At 53.3% G+C, this 17,791-nt stretch carries 13 protein-coding genes; 9 read left to right on the top strand and 4 right to left on the bottom strand.

Annotated features, from left to right (window positions below; genetic code table 11):
* Positions 1 to 8: 8 nt before the first annotated feature.
* Positions 9 to 740 carry a TetR/AcrR family transcriptional regulator gene (locus ABJU74_RS07945; RefSeq protein ID WP_348383582.1) on the bottom strand — a complete coding sequence of 244 codons (732 nt, stop codon included), beginning with the start codon at positions 738 to 740 and terminating at the stop codon, positions 9 to 11.
* A gap of 69 nt (positions 741 to 809) precedes the next feature.
* Here ABJU74_RS07945 and ABJU74_RS07950 point away from each other — a divergent pair, with 69 nt between their 5' ends.
* The 8 genes from ABJU74_RS07950 (at position 810) to ABJU74_RS07985 (ending at position 11,940) form a co-directional block, all read left to right on the top strand.
* Complete coding sequence (locus ABJU74_RS07950; RefSeq protein WP_348383581.1) at positions 810 to 2,642, top strand: acyclic terpene utilization AtuA family protein; 1,833 nt, start codon at positions 810 to 812, stop codon at positions 2,640 to 2,642.
* Between the two features lie 2 nt (positions 2,643 to 2,644).
* Positions 2,645 to 4,267, top strand: a complete 1,623-nt coding sequence (locus ABJU74_RS07955; RefSeq protein ID WP_348383580.1) for a carboxyl transferase domain-containing protein — start codon at positions 2,645 to 2,647, stop codon at positions 4,265 to 4,267.
* Positions 4,264 to 5,076, top strand: coding sequence for an enoyl-CoA hydratase-related protein (locus ABJU74_RS07960; protein WP_348383579.1), 813 nt, complete (start codon positions 4,264 to 4,266; stop codon positions 5,074 to 5,076). Before ABJU74_RS07955 ends, ABJU74_RS07960 begins: the two co-directional genes overlap by 4 nt.
* A 10-nt stretch (positions 5,077 to 5,086) precedes the next feature.
* A complete protein-coding gene (locus ABJU74_RS07965; protein ID WP_348383578.1) occupies positions 5,087 to 7,102 on the top strand; it encodes an acetyl-CoA carboxylase biotin carboxylase subunit in 2,016 nt (671 codons plus the stop codon).
* Positions 7,099 to 8,238 carry a nitronate monooxygenase gene (locus ABJU74_RS07970; RefSeq protein ID WP_348383577.1) on the top strand — a complete coding sequence of 380 codons (1,140 nt, stop codon included), beginning with the start codon at positions 7,099 to 7,101 and terminating at the stop codon, positions 8,236 to 8,238. The genes ABJU74_RS07965 and ABJU74_RS07970 overlap by 4 nt, the downstream gene beginning before the upstream one ends.
* A gap of 22 nt (positions 8,239 to 8,260) precedes the next feature.
* The gene (locus ABJU74_RS07975; RefSeq protein ID WP_348383576.1) at positions 8,261 to 9,418 is read left to right on the top strand and encodes a CoA transferase; all 1,158 of its coding nucleotides are present in this window, start codon (positions 8,261 to 8,263) and stop codon (positions 9,416 to 9,418) included.
* Between the two features lie 6 nt (positions 9,419 to 9,424).
* On the top strand, positions 9,425 to 10,231 hold the full coding sequence (locus tag ABJU74_RS07980) for a TIGR03084 family metal-binding protein (RefSeq protein WP_348383575.1): 807 nt from the start codon (positions 9,425 to 9,427) through the stop codon (positions 10,229 to 10,231).
* Between the two features lie 68 nt (positions 10,232 to 10,299).
* On the top strand, positions 10,300 to 11,940 hold the full coding sequence (locus ABJU74_RS07985; RefSeq protein ID WP_348383574.1) for an acyl-CoA synthetase: 1,641 nt from the start codon (positions 10,300 to 10,302) through the stop codon (positions 11,938 to 11,940).
* Here ABJU74_RS07985 and ABJU74_RS07990 read toward each other — a convergent pair.
* On the bottom strand, positions 11,937 to 13,028 hold the full coding sequence (locus tag ABJU74_RS07990) for an FAD-dependent oxidoreductase (RefSeq protein ID WP_348383573.1): 1,092 nt from the start codon (positions 13,026 to 13,028) through the stop codon (positions 11,937 to 11,939). The genes ABJU74_RS07985 and ABJU74_RS07990 overlap by 4 nt on opposite strands.
* A 103-nt stretch (positions 13,029 to 13,131) precedes the next feature.
* On the opposite strand from ABJU74_RS07990, the gene ABJU74_RS07995 reads away from it, so the two are divergent.
* The gene (locus ABJU74_RS07995) at positions 13,132 to 14,040 is read left to right on the top strand and encodes a diacylglycerol kinase family protein (RefSeq protein ID WP_348422682.1); all 909 of its coding nucleotides are present in this window, start codon (positions 13,132 to 13,134) and stop codon (positions 14,038 to 14,040) included.
* A gap of 4 nt (positions 14,041 to 14,044) precedes the next feature.
* On the opposite strand, the gene ABJU74_RS08000 is transcribed toward ABJU74_RS07995, so the two are convergent.
* Together ABJU74_RS08000 and ABJU74_RS08005 are read right to left on the bottom strand one after the other, a co-directional pair.
* On the bottom strand, positions 14,045 to 14,935 hold the full coding sequence (locus ABJU74_RS08000) for an alpha/beta hydrolase (RefSeq protein ID WP_348383571.1): 891 nt from the start codon (positions 14,933 to 14,935) through the stop codon (positions 14,045 to 14,047).
* 89 nt (positions 14,936 to 15,024) lie between these two features.
* Entirely contained in the window at positions 15,025 to 17,781 is a 2,757-nt protein-coding gene (locus ABJU74_RS08005) for a carboxypeptidase regulatory-like domain-containing protein (protein ID WP_348383570.1), read from the bottom strand.
* Positions 17,782 to 17,791: the final 10 nt, after the last annotated feature.

Here is a 17,791-nt window from a genome sequence, read left to right on the forward strand (position 1 = left end):
TTTTTTGCCTAGCGCGGCTGATTGGCGGCGAGCCGGTCCAATTTTGCCGAAAGGTTTTTCAATTCCTTTGCCATAGCATCCAAAGCCAATTGATCGGGCTCTGGAACGGCATCGGCCGCGCCATAATGAGCGCGAAACAAAGCGATCATTTGATCGACAACAGGACCGGTTTGCCTGCAATCACGATCGGGCTCGATGGTCATTTCTATTGATCGCGCGCTATATTCCAAAGTGCCATAAAATACATCGCGGGCTTGCCACAACACGGCATCCGGCCGAATTTCACCGCGATCCAGGCCGCGGCGAAACAGATTGTCGAACACCGCAACATAATGGCGCAGATGGTCGCGCGATACGCTGACTTCACTATTGTTGCGGCGCAGCGCAAAGGTCAGATTGATAAAGTCGTTATTTTCAATCACGGTTTGCAAATGATATTGTGCCAACGCCTGCAATCGGTCAAAAAATCCTTCGGCCTTTGTCGCTTGCATCACTGCTTGCGCTTCTAGTGTCAGGCCGTCCCAGAATTGCTGCAATACCGCCAGCATTAATTCCGCTTTGGACTCATAATAGCTGTAAATTGTTCCCTCGCCGATACTGGCTCGCCGCGCAATTTCTGACACCCGGGCACCATCAAATCCATGTTCTACAAAGACCGCGCGGGCCGCGTCCAAAATGACGCGCTCTTTGCGCTCCAATTTTGCCCGCTGGGTTTCCAAATGAACCGGCTTGCTTGCCAATAGAAGATCCTTGATTGAACTTGACTCGATAATACCGAATGCTATTCAAATAACCATAGGAGACTCAATGTGTCAAATGACAAGCGCATTCTTATTGGTGGGGCTAGTGGATTTTGGGGCGAGTCAGACATGGCGGTGCCGCAATTTTTACAGGCCGGGCAAAATGGTCAGCGCCTGGACTATATTGTTTTTGACTATTTGGCCGAAATAACCATGTCGATTCTGGCACGGGCGCGGAGCAAAAATCCCGACCTTGGCTATGCAACTGATTTTGTTTCAGGTGTGGTAAAACCGCATATTCATGCCCTTGCTGAGCAAGGCATAAAGCTTATTTCCAATGCCGGTGGTACCAATCCCATGGCTTGTGCTGCCGCCGTTCGGGCGGCGATTGCCGAGGCTGGTCTGGATCTCAGCGTTGCCGTGGTTACCGGGGACGACCTGACCGACCGCGCGGCGGAATTTGCTGAGCATCGGGAAATGTTTTCGCACGAAGCCTTTCCAGATCCGCAAGCCATTGCCAGCATCAATGCCTATCTTGGTGCCTTTCCGATTGCCGCTGCTTTGGATCAGGGTGCCGATATTGTGATTACCGGTCGGTGCGTGGACAGCGCGGTGACATTGGCGGCTTGCATTCATGAATTTGGTTGGCAGCCCGATGATTGGAATCAACTGGCTGGCGGAAGTCTTGCAGGCCATATTCTGGAATGCGGCCCGCAAGCCACAGGCGGGAATTTTACCGATTGGGAAGCCATTGCCGACAATATGGACAATGCCGGCTATCCAATTGCAGAAATTGCTGCAGATGGCAGCTTTATAGCGGCAAAGCCCAAAAATACGGGCGGCTTGGTCAATATCGGTACCATTGGCGAGCAGATGCTCTATGAAATTGGCGATCCGCAGGCCTATATCTTGCCCGATGTTATATGCGATTTTAGCCAAGTCAATTTACAGCAAATAGATCGTGACCGCGTTGCGGTTTCTGGTGTGATCGGCCTACCCGCTCCCGATCATTACAAAACCTGCGCTACATATGCAGACGGCTGGAAATTGGTCGCGCCTTTTTTCTTCATCGGCATGGATGCCAAGCGCAAGGCTGACAGTTTTGCTGCCAATGCGCTCAAGCGCACTCGGGCCAAATTGCGGGCCTCCAATGCGGGTGATTTTGATGATGTGCTGATTGAGACGCTTGGCGATGACAACCATTTTGGGGATTTTGGCACAGCGCCAAACACGCGGGAAGTGGTGCTGAAAATCGGGGTCAAGCATCGCGATCCAAAAGCCGCCATGCTACTGCTCAAAGAAGCGACCGGCATGGGCCTCGCCACGCCGCCGGGACTGGCACTGTTCGCCGGCGGACGGCCCAAACCCACTCCGGTGGTCCGGCTGTTTTCAATGCTGATAGCCAAATCGCAGGTTTCTGTAACATTGGCTGTGGGAGAAGATTCGCAAGATTTTGGCATCGCCTCCGGCGTCCCGTTTGACGCGGCATCAATTGTCCGGGCGGAGCCTCCGAGCCTGCCCGATTGCGGTGAAGCGATGTGCGAGGTCCCGCTGATCACACTGGCCTGGGGCCGCTCGGGAGACAAAGGCGACAAATCCAATATCGGCATTTTGCCGCGGGATAAAATATTCGCGCCTTGGATCTGGTCTGCTCTGAACGAAGATATTGTCCGGCGCCGATTCGCGCATTTTATGCAAGACCCGGATAGCCCCGGCAGTGTTGAGCGCTTCTTTATGCCCGGCACTGGGGCCATAAATTTTTTATTGCACGACATACTTGGCGGCGGCGGGGTTGCATCGATGCGGAACGATCCGCAAGGTAAAAGCTATGCCCAGATATTACTTGCGACCCCAGTTTCCGTTCCGCAATCTCTCTTATCCACTCCGTCTAAGGCGCTTTGACAATGCCCCAGTTTAAATCAAAAATATCAACCAGTTCCGAAAGCTATTTGCAAAACCGCGAAGATATGCTGGCGCTCATCGATCAATTGCGCGTGTTGGAAAAGCGCGCCGTTGATGCGTCAGAAAAGCGGCGCCCCACATTTGAAAAGCGCGGCCAGCTAACGCCGCATGAACGACTGACCCGGTTGCTTGATCCCGGCATGCCGTTTTTGCGTCTTTACAATATGGCCAATTATCTGGTCGAAGATGATAATCCCGAAACCAGCATTCCCGGTGGCAGTGTGATTTTGGGAATTGGTTTTGTCAAAGGCGTGCGCTGTATGATCTGGGTCGATGATAGCGGTATCCGCGCCGGTGCTGCAACGACCGGAGGTTGGGATGCTTCCAAAGGCGCTCAAAAAATGGCGCAGCAATTGAAATTGCCGTTCATACATTTGGTCGAGAGCGCTGGCGCCAATTTGATGGAATATAAAGTCGAGCTATGGGCCCATGGCGGGATGCTGTTTCGCAATCTCGCTTGGCTAAGTGCAGCTGGCATACCCACAATGGTTGTTTTGCACGGCCCTTCAACCGCTGGCGGTGCCTATATGCCGGGCATGTCTGATTATGTGATCGGCGTGCGGGATAATGGCATGGCAGCGCTGGGCGGCGCGGCCTTGGTCCATGCGGCGACAGGCGAAGTTGCCGATGACCGCGAGCTGGGCGGCACGGAAATGCATGCCGCGACAACCGGCACGGTAGAATATCTGGCCGATGATGATGCCCATGGCATTGCCATTGCGCGCGATACAATGGGCCGGATTGACTGGAACAAAAATACCGCGCCTGTCCGGCAAAATGATTATCTCGAGCCGCTTTATAACATTGATGAAATTGCCGGTGTGGTCCCCACCGACTATACGATTCCCTATGATGTCCGGGAAGTGGCTGCGCGGATTGTTGATGGTTCGGATTTCGAGGAATTTAAAAGCCGCTATGGCCCGGGAACCGTTTGTATGCAGGCCAGTATCATGGGCCATGCCGTTGGCCTGATTGGCAATAATGGTCCGTTTGATCCGGAAGCCGCTGCCAAGGCTACGCATTTTTTCCAGCTGTGTGATCAATCGGAACTGCCGATCATTTTCTTAAACAACACCACCGGCTATATTGTCGGCACGGAATCGGAACATAAGGGCATGATCAAGCTCGGGTCGAAAATGATCCAGGCCGTCTCCAATGTGCGTGTTCCGAAATTGTCCCTCTATATTGGGGCCAGCTTTGGCGCCGGCAATTACGGCATGAGCGGTGTTGCTTTTGAACCAGACTTTCTGTTCAGTTGGCCCAATGCAAAAACAGGTGTGATGGCGGGCGCTTCGGCGGCCAATACCATGAGCCATGTCGCAAAGGTCCAAGCCCAACGCAAAGGCATCGAACCCGATGAGGCGGCAATCGCTAAACAAAACCAACGCATCCGGGATATTTTCGAGGCTCAGGAAAGCGCCTTTTTCACATCGGGCCGTGTGCTCGACAATGGCGTGATCGACCCCCGCGATACGCGCAAAGTCCTCGGCTTTGCGCTCGAGACAATTTTTGAATCGCAAAATCGTCAACTGCATCCTAACGCTTTCGGAGTAGCGCGCATATGACTGTGCTTCCAGACACCCAAACGCTTGCGCTTGACATACAGCAGGGCTGGCTCACCATCTGGTTTGATCAACCCGAGAATCGCAATGCATTAAGTGACGCCTTGGTGGCAGAATTGGCTGCTGTTTTAAAAGGCGTTCGTGATGATCGCTCGATCCGAGGTATCACTTTGCGAGGCCGTGGCGGTGTCTTTTGTGCCGGTGCGGATCTCAAAAATTTCAAAGAAAATTTTCAAGCCAGCGGCGACCGTGAAGCGACCATCACGATGTCCATGGGGGCCGCTGAAATTTTTGACCTCGTCAATAGCGCCCCGCAAGTGGTGCTTGTGCTGATCGAAGGCGCGGCCATGGCCGGTGGATTTGGCTTGTCCTGCTGCGCCGATGTGGTGATCTGCGAATCCAGCGCGCGCTTTGCTATGACGGAAACCGCAATCGGTGTCAGTCCGGCACAAATATCACCTTTTGTCATTCAGAAACTGGGCTATGCCACTGGCCGGCGTCTGATGTTAACAGCAGCGCGTTTTGATGGAACGCAAGCGCATGCCTTGGGTTTTGCCGACTTTATCGCCGACGATGTGCCGGGTCTCGAAGCGATTGAAATGCAATTGCGCAAACAGGTTCTGGGCACTGCGCCCGGTGCGGTGGCGGCCACCAAAGCGCTGCTTGGTCAAATTTCCGGACAACCCCGGTCAGAAGTCATCCGGCTTGCAGCAGAGAATTTCGCGGACCGCATGGTCAGCGATGAAGCCAAAGAAGGGGTCGCTTCTTTCTTTGAAAAACGGAAACCCTCTTGGGTTGTGAAGCCGGAATAAGGAAATAGAGATGACTCAAATATCCACCCTCCTTGTTGCCAATCGTGGAGAAATTGCCTGTCGCATCATGCGCACCGCGCAAGCCCAGGGCATTAAAACCATTGCCGTTTATTCTGATGCCGATACCAATGCGCCACATGTGGCCATGGCCGATGATGCGGTGCGGATCGGACCGGCACCGGTGAATGAATCCTATCTTTTGATCGATAAAATCATCGCGGCCGCACAAGCGAGCGGGGCTGATGCCATTCATCCCGGCTATGGCTTTTTGTCTGAGAATGCCGCTTTTTCTCAGGCCTGTGCGAAAGCCAATATCATCTTTGTCGGTCCACCGGAAAAAGCCATTGATGTGATGGGCGATAAGGCGCGGTCCAAACGCGCGATGATCGATGCGGGTGTGCCTTGTGTGCCTGGCTATCAAGATGAGGACCAAGCCGATGCGACCTTGATCGCACAAGCCAAAAATATCGGCGTGCCGCTCATGGTCAAGGCCGCGGCGGGCGGCGGCGGACGGGGCATGCGTCTGGTCCACGATCAAGCCGATGTTGGCAATGCGATCAAGCTTGCCCGATCAGAAGCGGAAAATGCTTTTGGCAATGGTGAGCTAATTTTGGAAAAAGCCATTATCAAGCCGCGTCATGTCGAGATTCAGGTTTTTGCCGATAGCCATGGCCATATCATCCATCTGGGCGAACGAGATTGCTCCGTACAACGCCGACACCAAAAGGTTATCGAAGAGGCGCCCTGCCCGATCATGACAGAAGAGCTGCGCGCCGAAATGGGCACCGCCGCCATTGAGGCCGCGCGTGCGGTAGATTATCGCGGGGCTGGTACGGTGGAATTTTTGCTCGATCAATCGGGCAGCTTTTATTTTTTGGAAATGAATACCCGGCTGCAAGTAGAGCATCCAGTCACGGAAGAAATTACCGGCCTCGACCTGGTCGCCTTGCAGCTTAAAGTTGCACAAGGCGAAGCTCTGGGCATCGCGCAAGACGATATCACGCTTACCGGACATGCCATGGAGGTGCGGCTTTATGCCGAAGATCCGGCCGATGATTTTCTACCCAGTACCGGCCATATTGACTTATGGCACCCGGCACCAGAAACGCGGATTGACAGCGGGATCACAACCGGGGGAGACGTATCGCCATTTTACGACAGTATGGTGGCCAAAATTGTCACCCATGGCGCAACCCGCCAAGATGCGCGCAGAAAAATGGTCAAGGCGCTAACCCAAACAGCCTTGTTTGGACCAAAAACCAATCGCGACTTTCTAGTCGATGCGCTGGGTCAACCTGCCTTTATCGAAGGCCAGGCAACAACCGCATTCATTGCTGAAAATTATGGCGAGGGCGGCGTTAATCTCGGGCCCCACAGCTTTGATGCCTTTGCCATTGCGGCGGTTTTGCAACATAAATTGCGCCAACAGGCTGCGCATAAATTGGCGTTGAATGTTAATCGGGAAATGCTCGATTGGTCGAGTAGCGCGGATCTGACAACGGTTACCCAATATGGGCAATTGGCGGATGCCACCGATAGTGATGGCGTTTTGCATGTTCATGTCCGCGCGCCTCATCGCTATCATGTTGCCGGCGCGAGTCAGGAGGCTGATATCCAGCTCCTCGCCATTTCTTCTTGCGCGGCAACGGTGAAAGTGAATGACCAAACGGTAAAAACCCTCTTCCACGCCCGCGATCGACAATTGCATTTGGCCCTGCCAACGCGATCATTGACGGTTACCGACCTGACGGGCTTGAGCGCGATGGAAGATGCCGGAGGTGGTGGCACTGTCGTCGCACCGATGCACGGCCTATTACTTGAGATACTCGTCGAACAAGGCAGCGCTGTGGCAAAGGGCGACAAATTGGCCGTACTCGAGGCAATGAAAATGCAACATGAAATTCTGGCAGAAATAGACGGGACGGTTGAAACCGTCGCGGCCACGGCCGGCCAACAAATTGCCGCCGATGATCTGATCATGGAAATTGCGGCGGTTGAAACCGAAGCAGAGGATGACGCGACATGAAAAACCCAATTTGCGATATGCTCGGCATCGAATTTCCGTTGGTTGCCTTCAGCCATTGCCGCGATGTTGTCGCAGCGGTTTCCAAAGCGGGCGGCATGGGCGTATTTGGCGGAGTGAACTGCACCCCGGAAACCTTAGAAGAGGAATTGAGCTGGATTGATGCGCATGTCGACGGCAAGCCTTATGGCCTCGATATCATCGTTCCCAATAAGGTCGAAGGCAAAGGGCAACATATAGACGTCGACACCACCCTTGCAATGGTTCCGGAAACCCACAAACAATTTTCCAAAGACATATTATCCCGCCATGGCGTCGATGCAGGCGATCTCGAAGAGATGCGCCGCGAACATGCGGTGGGCGCTGAAAATTTGCGCGGCGGCAATGCCGGGGCGTTGCTTGAAGTGGCGTTTCAGCATCCGATAAAACTCATCGCCAATGCTCTAGGCATACCGCCTCAGGTTATGTCGGATATGGGCCGGCAACATGGTGTGCCGGTCGCGGCGCTGATTGGAACCAAAGAACATGCGATGAGCCAAGTCGCCGCCGGCGTCGATATTCTGATCGCAGTGGGCGGAGAAGCCGGCGGGCATACCGGTGATGTTGCCACAATGGTTCTCATTCCCGAAGTTTGCAATGCGCTGCGGGATATGGGTGATGACACGCCTGTTCTGGCCGCAGGAGGAATCGCAACGGGCGCACAAATGGCCGCCGCCATGGCGATGGGCGCAAGCGGTGCCTGGTGCGGCTCCGTTTGGTTGACCACAGCGGAGGCGGAAACCAATCCGGTGGTCAAAGAGAAAATGCTTCAAGCCTCGTCACGCGATACTGTGCGTGCGCGATCACGCACCGGCAAACCATCTCGGCAATTGCGGTCTCCCTGGACCGATGCCTGGGAGGCACAAGACGCCCCCAGCGCGCTGCCCATGCCGCTGCAGTCACTGGTCGCGGAGCCTCCCTTGCGGACGATTGACAAATTGAGCCAAGGCGACAATCCCGGGGCCAAAGACCTCGCCACTTATTGGGTCGGACAAGGCGTCGGCTTGATGAATCAACCCATGTCTACCGCTCAGGTTGTGCAAGAGTTTAAACAAGATTTTATCACCGCCTATGAAAGGCTTGCCGCCAATTTAGAGTGAGAACATCAAGGGGGGAGACGATATGGCAGAGACGACAGCACTACAGCCACTAGCCGGTATCAAAGTCGTTGAATTTTCAACAATGATCACGGCGTCCCTCGCAACCATGATGTTTGCCCAGCAAGGGGCTGATGTGATCAAGGTGGAGCCGCCTGGCATCGGTGATCCCATGCGTTGGCTCGGCAGTCGCAAGGACAGCATCTCCGGCCTCTTCCATAATTGCAATCGCGCCAAACGCTCGATCACGCTTGATCTGAAAAGCGAAGAAGGCGTCGCTGCTGCCCGTAAACTCTGTCTCGATGCGGATATTGTCATTCACAATTATCGTCCCGGAGTCATGCAACGACTGGGTCTCGACAGCCGCAATCTGCGCGCTGAAAAACCGGCGCTTATATACTGTTCGATTACCGGCTTTGGTCGCGATGGACCCATGGCTGACCGCCCGGCTTATGATCATGTCATGCAGGCTATGGCCGGATTTATGGGCACACAAGGGCATCCGGATGGCTTTGCCTATGTCAAAACATTATTATGCGACAAGCTTACTGCCTATACCGCAGCCCAGGCGATTACCGCGGCCTTATTTGCGCGCGAACGGACCGGCGAAGGCCAGCATATCGATCTTTCAATGCTTGCCAGTTGTCTGGCCTTTTTGTGGCCGGACGGCGGCATGCACCTCACCTTGCAAGATGACAATGCCATCCATGCTGCGCCTTTTGCCGACTATTATCAGATGCCGCTGCGCACCACCGATGGTGCAATTGCCTATGCCGCGATGAGCGATGCCCATTGGCAAGTGGTCTTTGAGATGGTTGGCCGGGAAGATTTAAAATCGGAAGAAAAATATCAAGGCTTGGAAAATCGCAGCATGCATATGGCGGAATTAGCGCAAATTGTTTCTAGCGCACCGCCGCTTCGCAATAGCGAAGCAATGCTCGCCGGGCTAACCAAAGGTGATGTTCCTGCAGCGCCTTGCTTGACATTGGCCGAGGCGAAAAATCATGCTCAGATTTTGGCGATCGAAGCCTTTGAGGAACAGGATCACCCCCAGCTTGGAACCATTCACTCGGTGGCATCACCCCTTCATATTAATGGCCAGAAACTGCCGAGCACCAAACCCAGTCCCGCGCTGGGAGAACATACCGAACAAATCATGCAAGCTTTGGAAATGAAGGACTAGACATTTATGATGCAGCAGGCACAGGATTTTCTCGACGAAAGCGAAGCCATTTATGCGCTAGTCCAATCTCTATCTGCGGAACAGATGGAACAGGAAACAGCGTTTAAAGGCTGGACGATCAACGCGATATTGCGGCATCTGCATATCTGGAACATGGCGGCTTATTGGTCGCTCAATGCCCCGGAAAAATTTCATGCATTCTTCAAACAGGCGATGGCGGGCATGAAAGGTCAGACATCGATGCGCTTTTTTGAAGCCGAATATATCGACAATTTATCGGGCCAAGAGCTTGTGAAAATCTGGCGTGAATTTTATCAGAAAATGGCGCCTGAATTTGGCGCTGCGGATCCGAGTATGCGCGTGGAATGGGCCGGACCGTCGATGAGCGTTCGATCCTCGATAACTGCGCGGCTGATGGAAAACTGGTCCCATGCCCAAGCCATTTATGACATTTTGGGGATTGCCAGAGTGAATGCGGACCGGATTCGCAATATCGTGATGATCGGCCTCAACACCTATGGTTGGACGTTCAAAGTCAACGGCAAAGAAGCGCCGCAGCCGGTGCCTTATCTCAAGCTCACCGCCCCATCGGGCGAAATCTGGACCTATGGCGATAAGAATGAGGAGGAAAGGATTGAAGGCTTCGCCGAAGAATTTTGCCAGGTCGTCACGCAAACGCGCAATATAGCGGATACGGATCTGCAAGTGACGGGTCCCAATGCAACCCAATGGATGGCGATAGCGCAATGCTTTGCGGGCGGCGCGGAACAACCGCCCGCGCCAGGCACACGATCTATGAACAACGCCGCATAAAATCTATTGCATGGATCTTTTGTCATTCCCCTTTTTCCGGCTATGGTCAGAAAAAAGGAGAGAATCGCATGAGCTGGCATATGGCCGATATTTGGGAAAACATCGCCCAAGCAATTCCTGATAAACCCGCCATTGTGGAAGGAAGCAAACGCTATAGCTGGGCGGAATATGAACAGCGCGCCGCCAAGCTTGCTCAATTATTCACCGACCATGGCCTCGAACCCGGTGCGAAAATAGCGATCTACGCCTATAATTGCGCGGAATATATGGAAGCGCAATTTGCCGCCTTCAAAGCGCGCATTTGTCCGGTCAATGTCAATTATCGCTATCTGGAAGCCGAGCTCACTCATGTCATCAATAATAGTGACAGCGAAGCCCTGGTCTATCATGCGCAATTTGCCCCCCGTGTCGCCGCCATTCGCGGCCAGTTGCAGCATGTCCGGCTCTTCCTCGAAATTGATGATGGGTCGGGAGAACATCTCGAGGGTGCCGTCGATTTTGAAAGCGCCTTACAAGCCGCTTCGCCAATGCCGATAATCCCGCGCTCCAATGATGACCTATATATGCTTTATACAGGCGGGACGACAGGCATGCCCAAGGGCGTGATGTATGATCACAAAACTTTTGCCAGTGCGCTTTTCACCAAAGGTTTTGAAATGCGCGAGATGGAATTGCCGCAAGGCGCAGACGGATTTGGCCCATTGGCCCAAGCCCTACATGCGGCAGGTGCCAATGGGCGTTCAATTCCGGCTTGCCCCATAATGCACGGTACTGGCATGTGGATTGGCGCGATGATTCCCCATGCGCTGGGAAGCTGTGTGGTTCTGTTCAACAATAAACATTTCGATCCCGAGGCGCTTTGGTCGCTGACAGAACGCGAAAAGGTCACGGATATTACCATTGTCGGCGATGTCTTTGCAAAACCAATGCTTGCCGCATTGGATAATTCCAAAGCCGCAGGCAAACCGTATGATCTGTCTTCCCTGCAACTCATGGGCTCTTCCGGTGTGATGTGGTCAGCCGAAGTGAAAAAAGGTTTGCTCGACCATATTGAAATGACAATTATCGATAGCATGGGCTCCACCGAAGGCAGCATGGGCGCTTCGGTCACCACACGGGAAAATACCGCAATCGACAAAACCGCCAGTTTTGAAATGGCGGAAACCACGAAAATTCTCACCGAAGAGGGTGAAGAAGTCAAAGCCGGGTCGGGTGAAATTGGTATGATCTGCAACGGCGGGATGGTGCCGCTGGGCTATTATAAAGATGAAGCGAAAAGCGCCGCAACCTTCAAGACTTTCCACGGCGTCCGCTATTCTATACCAGGCGATTTTGCGACCGTAGAAGCGGATGGCACGGTAACATTGCTGGGCCGGGGATCCGTATGTATCAATAGTGGCGGCGAGAAGATTTTCCCCGAAGAAGTCGAAGAAGCACTGAAAACCCATGATAGTATTTATGACTGTCTGGTTGTTGGTGTTCCCGATGACCGGTTTGGCGAGAAAGTGACCGCGGTTTTATCTTTGGCCGAAGGCCATGGCCTCGACGAAACAGTCCTTTATGATCACGTCCGCGGGAAATTGGCAGATTATAAAACGCCGCGCGCGTTTTTGGTCGTCGAAGACGTGCCGCGGGCGGCCAATGGGAAACCAGGATATAAAGATGCGAAAAATATCGCCTTGAAAATGCTGGATCCCGTCACTGCTTAATCGGTCCAACCCAGTTCCCGCTTATAACGGGGAATGAAAAGCGTCTTACCTTTGATTGCGCGAGTCAAAAACGGACCCGTGACACCAATGGGCAAGGCGCTCGCGCCTTTATCAGGCCCCAGCGGCAATAATATCATCGGCTTGGACCAAGGTTTATAGGGTTTCATATTTACGATCGGTCGGCCGCGCAAATCCGCCTTCAGCGCCTTGACCAACCAATTTACCTGCCGCGTCAATGCAATGATTGTCATCATATCGCCGGTTGCCGCAATATCGCCGACAACAAACAGATCGGGATTGGCCGTCGGACGCAGCCAATTGTCTACCATCACGCGGCCTTGCGGGTTGAATTCAACCGTTTCGAGCGGTTGCAGTAAATCGGTTACTGGCTTTGCCCCAACCACAGGAATCACCAAATCCGCTGCAATGGGAAAACCATCCGCCAGCTTGATCTGGCCTTTGGTCGGCACAAAGGGTTGATCGGTTTTTTTCAATTTTTCAATCCGCTCGCCCAAGCGCAGCTTGACGCCCAATTCTCCCAATTGGCGAGCCATTATTCGTCCCAATTTTACAGGAAAGGCGGGCAATAAACGGGCATCGGCGGACAATAGAGTCACTTGCTTTTCTGGCCGCGCAAAAGCCAATTCGCCAGCCAGTTCACAGCCCACGGCTCCGGCGCCGACAATGGCAATAGATTGCGCTTTATCAATTTGTGCCATCACCTTTTTGGCCTGGCTAACAAAGGCGGCACTATCATCATTTTGCATCTTGAATGGCAGCGCATAATTGGACCCAGTCGCGACAATCACCTTGTCCCCAGAAATTGTTGTACCATTTTCCAAAATTGTCATGGTGCCATCTATCGCAACCGCTCGGCCGCGACATAGCTTTCCCTTTTGCAACAATCCGTCATAGGGCATGACGATCTCATCTAATAATTCGGGTCGCGCCAAAGCCCGGATCATCGCGACATTATGCACCCATTTGTCCCGCGGTTCGATCAGAGTAATATCCGCATGGGCTTCGAGCTGCTTGGCGAGCATGATACCTGCATAACCGCCGCCTATAATTGTTATTTTTTTGGCCATAACCGATTCATAAGACGCTTTGCGCGTCCGGGACAAGACTAATCGCGGTTCGCCATTGACGGGACCCGGTTTATATCGCCATGTCCTTCTAATGATTGTTCAATTGATCCATAATCCAGCATCCGGAACGCATCATGAATTGCGCTTGGATGTACTGGCCCAGGCCTTTCAAGCTTGCGGGGCAAAAGTGGTTAAGGGCCATACGACCAAAGAAGGCAGAGTCGATATCGCGCCCAATGCAGATCTCATCTGTGTTTCGGGCGGAGACGGTACCTTGCGCTTGGTCATCGCCGCGATGCAAGCCAAAGAAATTGGCCGGCCAATCTGTATTTTTCCGGCCGGGACGGTCAATTTAGTGGCGCGGGAAATTGGCTATTCTTCCGCGCCCGAAACTTTTGCCAGCGAAGTTATGCAAGGCTATCTGGCCGGGGAAACGGCGCGGTTAAAAGAACCGGTTGTCGCCAGCAATTATGGACCCTTTGTTGCTTGCCTCAGTGCGGGGCCGGACGGCTTGGCCGTTGCCAATCATTCTCCCGCGTTGAAACAGAAAATTGGTCGCAGCGCTTATGGCCTGTCTTTTGTGCAATTATTTTTCCAGTGGATCCGGCCTTCTTTTACCATCGCTATTTCACACATGAATGAGGCGCGGCAGGATCATCGTTGCGAAGCCTTTTATATTGCAAAAGGCCGCTATTTTGCCGGACCTTGGCGATTGACGCCGGAAGCCGGACTTGGGCGTGATTATTTTCATGTGATCCTGTTAAAAACAGCCACGCGGTGGAATTTTATCCGCTTCATGCTGTCGATAGCGCGCGGCAAAAATCCTGAAAACCTGTCCTTTGTTGAAAGCTATCAGGCGCGCTCAATCACCATAAATTCCACGGCGGGGGAAGATAATATCCTTTATTTTCAAGAGGATGGAGATAGTATGCCGGCAATGCCTACCACCGTCAAGATGACAGATTATGTTGCGGAATATTGCTTGCCTTTTAGCGAAGACAGCGCCGCTTAATCGCTTAGGCCGCGCGGCAATGACCGGCAATGAGATCGACCATGATGGGCAATTTGCTCGGCGGCAAATCATGGCCCATACCATCAATTAATTCCAGCCGGGCATTGTTGACATTGGCCGCAATATCTTCCCCGCAAGGATGCGGAATCAAGGGATCAGAAGTGCCATGGATTACCAAAGTCGGTACCGATATCACTTTGGTTTTGGGCCGCAAATTTCCGGTTTCGATAATCGCTGCCATTTGTCTTTGGCGGCCTGCGGGATAAAAGCTGCGTTGCAGCGCGATTTTCATCAGCGCTTTGCGCTCATCTTCCCGTGCTCGTCCTTCTTCTGAGGCGATGATCGAAGAAAAGGCCATGCCAACCGTCAGCGCTTCCTCCAAACTTGTCGCTTTGGCGCGCGCTGATTGAATCAGACCTTTGCGCACTTTCGGCGTTGCGCCCGGAAGGCCGGGTGCATTGGTCGAAGACATGATCGGAACAAAGGACAAGACGCGCTCTGCATAATCGGCTGCAATGAGCTGGCCAATCATGCCCCCCATGGACGCACCAACAATATGCGCTTTGTCTATTTCCAAGGCATCCAGCACGCCAATCGCATCATGGGCCATATCACTGAGATTATAGGGCGCCAAATTCTGGCTCGGGAAAAACCGTTTCGTGAAAATCTGCCGCAGCGGGCCGGGAGCCGCAACCCCTTCGCATTTATAAGACAGCCCGACATCACGATTATCAAAGCTGACCACGCGAAAGCCCGCCGCGACCAATCCATTGATGAAATCCATCGGCCAGGCAACCAGCTGTGTGCCATATCCCATGATTAGCAATATGGCGGGATCGGTGGAATTTCCATGATCTTCCACTTCAATATTAATCCCATTAGCCGTCACTTGCATCTGCTGATCCTGATTCCCATTGGGCTGAAAATATCGCAATGGCTTACCATAAGCGGCAGCGCATACAAGCGGGATTGCGCCATAAAAGCTTAAGGTTCGCGCGATCCTGCGGGCGCGCCAGTTGGCACATCAGCCAGTTTGGCGAGGATCGCATCGGACTGCGCCACCACCGCGCCCAGTTTCGCGACCTGATTGTCATCATCAACCACCGCCCGGATATTCAATGCCGGAGCCATCCCAATAGCCTGTGCCGACAGCTCCTGAATTTTCAGATTATAGGCACCATAAGGCACCCCTTCGAACAGGAAGAAGCCGTCAAACTCACTTTGCGTTTGATGGGTAACCCGTCCTTCAACATCCAATAGTTCCAGGCCAACCCCAGCAAGCACGCCGCCGCCTTTGCGCAGCAATGTCCCTTCCACTTCCCCGGCGCTGACCAACGGCAGTTCCACGGTCGCTGCAACACCGGGCCGCGGCGTTATAACAACGCCCGGAAGTGCTGGCTGCACATAGGGATCCGGTAAACTACCGCTATCAATCCCGATAAGCACTGGCCGGAAAGGTTCCAGATTGTCGATAATGGATTTGCCGGATGCGTCAGTCGGCGTGAGCGCTGTGGATTGCCCAGCGGTAAGCTCAACATTTTCAACCAATTGTTCATCCGGCTGTCTTTTGCCATCGCGATTTTCGTCCCGATAGACAATCGCCAAGGCCTGACCGCTATTCGCAAGCTTATTATTGGAAAAACGGAATTTCCCATTGCGCGGATCCGGGCCAAAGCTGAACGCCACGTTCAAACCGGCGGCAACCGATCCATCCGTAGCCGCCTCTGCGCTGGCTGTAAGCGAAAATTTGTCAAACCGGCGAATAATCCCAATCGCAGCGCGGCCCCGATCCAACCCGACATCATAGCCAAGCTCTGCCCGCCAATCCGCCCGGTCGCCAGCGCGCCATTCGCCAGTAAAATTAACCCTTTCGAAACGTTTTTCCGGAGCAAGCCTATAGGTTGCCTCCCCGCGCAAGCGCACACCGGCCACCCGGCCATTGGCAAGCAAGCGCGCTTCAATCCGGTCCGCCGCATTGCTTATATTGCTTAGCTGTCGTTCCCAATTCACTTCGCCGGTGAGCGAGAATCGACGCAGATTCAATGAGGCACGACCCGTCACATCCAGTGCAGAACGGCCATCCGTGCGGGTTTCATATTGGGCGTCAATATGAAAAGGCACAATCTTGCTGCCCAGCTTGAAATTATGGTCCACGGACAATCGATGTCGTCCGTTCACCTTTTGTTCGATACGATCTGATCGAAATCCGCCTCTTGCCCATATGGTTTCAGCGGTGATGAAGCTGTTTCCGAGCTCACCAAGCAGTTGACCGCGAAACGCTAAACCGCTTTCGAGGTCTGATGAGGCGGTCAGTTCCACAAGCGCCGGGCCGACAGCGCGCCGTACCGATCCCTCGACAAAATTATGGCGCTTTCCATCAATTTGGAGGCTAAACAACGAGGCCGCGACCGACGTTTTGGCATTGAGTCCGCGTTCGACGCCAAAGCCCCCTCGCCAACCGGCTTGCTGAAGATTTTCCAGCGCGTTGAAATTGATCAAATCTTTGCCAGCTTCTTGACCGCCCGCCCAATAATAGGTTTTGCGCGGCGGAATGGAATCGACACCAACCGGTACCGACTTATGGTCTCGTCTGATCTGGCCCTGCGGCCCATAGAGCACCACTTCAAACCGGTTCTGGCCATAAAGCAGCGGTATATCGATAAACTCATAGCGCCCATCGGATCGATTTTCAGCAAAAGCCAATAATTGGCCATTGCGATAAAGTTCCGCATCCCATCCGGCTGGCAATTCACCGCGAAAACTGGTGCGATCGAAATTATCCGGGCGATCCACAGGGCGATTGGTAATAATCGCACCGCGTCCAGCCGTGCTTTGCGAGACCAGCGGTGTCGAAAAAGTGGACACATCGCCAATAGCCACATGAGTTGCCTGAAGCGGGCCGAGAAGTTCACCCTTAGGGTCCGTCCGATAGGCTCGCAGCCTCAGACTTTCCGGCACGCCATTATCATCCGATGACAATCGTGCATCAAATGAGGCTTTGCCGACTTCACCGGATGCAAAAAGCTCATAGCGCACATCCATATCCTGACCTGACCGCTTGTCGCGCAAGCCGCCGGCTGACACCACAACATCAACCGATGGCGTTCGCCAGAATTTATAAGGTTCGGTTGATTGCGGCAGGCTGGAAAGATCAAAATTTCGGCGCGGCCGTATCTTAGCGGCCCGTTCCTTGCGCTCCAAGGCCTTTTGAAATGGCAATTTCCGTTCCGTTTCAATCACCAATAGCGCATTAGACAGGTCCGGGCGCAGCTCGATATCAAACCAGCGAGACAAAGCTTTGACATCAATACACCAGCCTTCAGGGGTGTCGTAAATATCACCAGGTGACAGCTTTTTCTGGCTGTTCATGCGCCGTACGCTGTTATTATCGCGTTCAATGGTCAAGGTTTCGCGCTCCGAAAACACCCAACCAGTTGCGCGGCGCGACTTTTTATCTAACCTAATTGGTAAATCCAATGCGATAATGACATCGGCAAAATCAGTACAGACACCCTTGTCCGTCTGATAGCCTCTTATCCCGTCACCCAGGCGATATTTGCCTGATCGCAGATCAAAGAGCAACGCATCATCATCGGTTGCGGTCCAGCCGCTCTCGCTCGCCGTGTTTTGGGCTTGCGCAGCACTCGCCATAAACGGCGAAACCGCCGAGATCATGGTGATCCCCGCGGCTACGGCCAGCGCCTTAATGCGCTGGCGGAATATGCTAAGTTGCTTTTTCATTACAAATATA

This window comes from Parasphingorhabdus sp., from assembly GCF_039982415.1.
Classification (GTDB): domain Bacteria; phylum Pseudomonadota; class Alphaproteobacteria; order Sphingomonadales; family Sphingomonadaceae; genus Parasphingorhabdus.

Coding starts and splice junctions, on each gene's coding strand:
- ABJU74_RS07985 (WP_348383574.1), top strand. CDS start 10,300: ATGAGCTGGCATATGGCCGATATTTGGGAAAACATCGCCCAAGCAATT.
- ABJU74_RS07975 (WP_348383576.1), top strand. CDS start 8,261: ATGGCAGAGACGACAGCACTACAGCCACTAGCCGGTATCAAAGTCGTT.
- ABJU74_RS07980 (WP_348383575.1), top strand. CDS start 9,425: ATGATGCAGCAGGCACAGGATTTTCTCGACGAAAGCGAAGCCATTTAT.
- ABJU74_RS07960 (WP_348383579.1), top strand. CDS start 4,264: ATGACTGTGCTTCCAGACACCCAAACGCTTGCGCTTGACATACAGCAG.
- ABJU74_RS08000 (WP_348383571.1), bottom strand. CDS start 14,935: ATGCAAGTGACGGCTAATGGGATTAATATTGAAGTGGAAGATCATGGA.
- ABJU74_RS07970 (WP_348383577.1), top strand. CDS start 7,099: ATGAAAAACCCAATTTGCGATATGCTCGGCATCGAATTTCCGTTGGTT.
- ABJU74_RS07955 (WP_348383580.1), top strand. CDS start 2,645: ATGCCCCAGTTTAAATCAAAAATATCAACCAGTTCCGAAAGCTATTTG.
- ABJU74_RS07990 (WP_348383573.1), bottom strand. CDS start 13,028: ATGGCCAAAAAAATAACAATTATAGGCGGCGGTTATGCAGGTATCATG.
- ABJU74_RS08005 (WP_348383570.1), bottom strand. CDS start 17,781: ATGAAAAAGCAACTTAGCATATTCCGCCAGCGCATTAAGGCGCTGGCC.
- ABJU74_RS07965 (WP_348383578.1), top strand. CDS start 5,087: ATGACTCAAATATCCACCCTCCTTGTTGCCAATCGTGGAGAAATTGCC.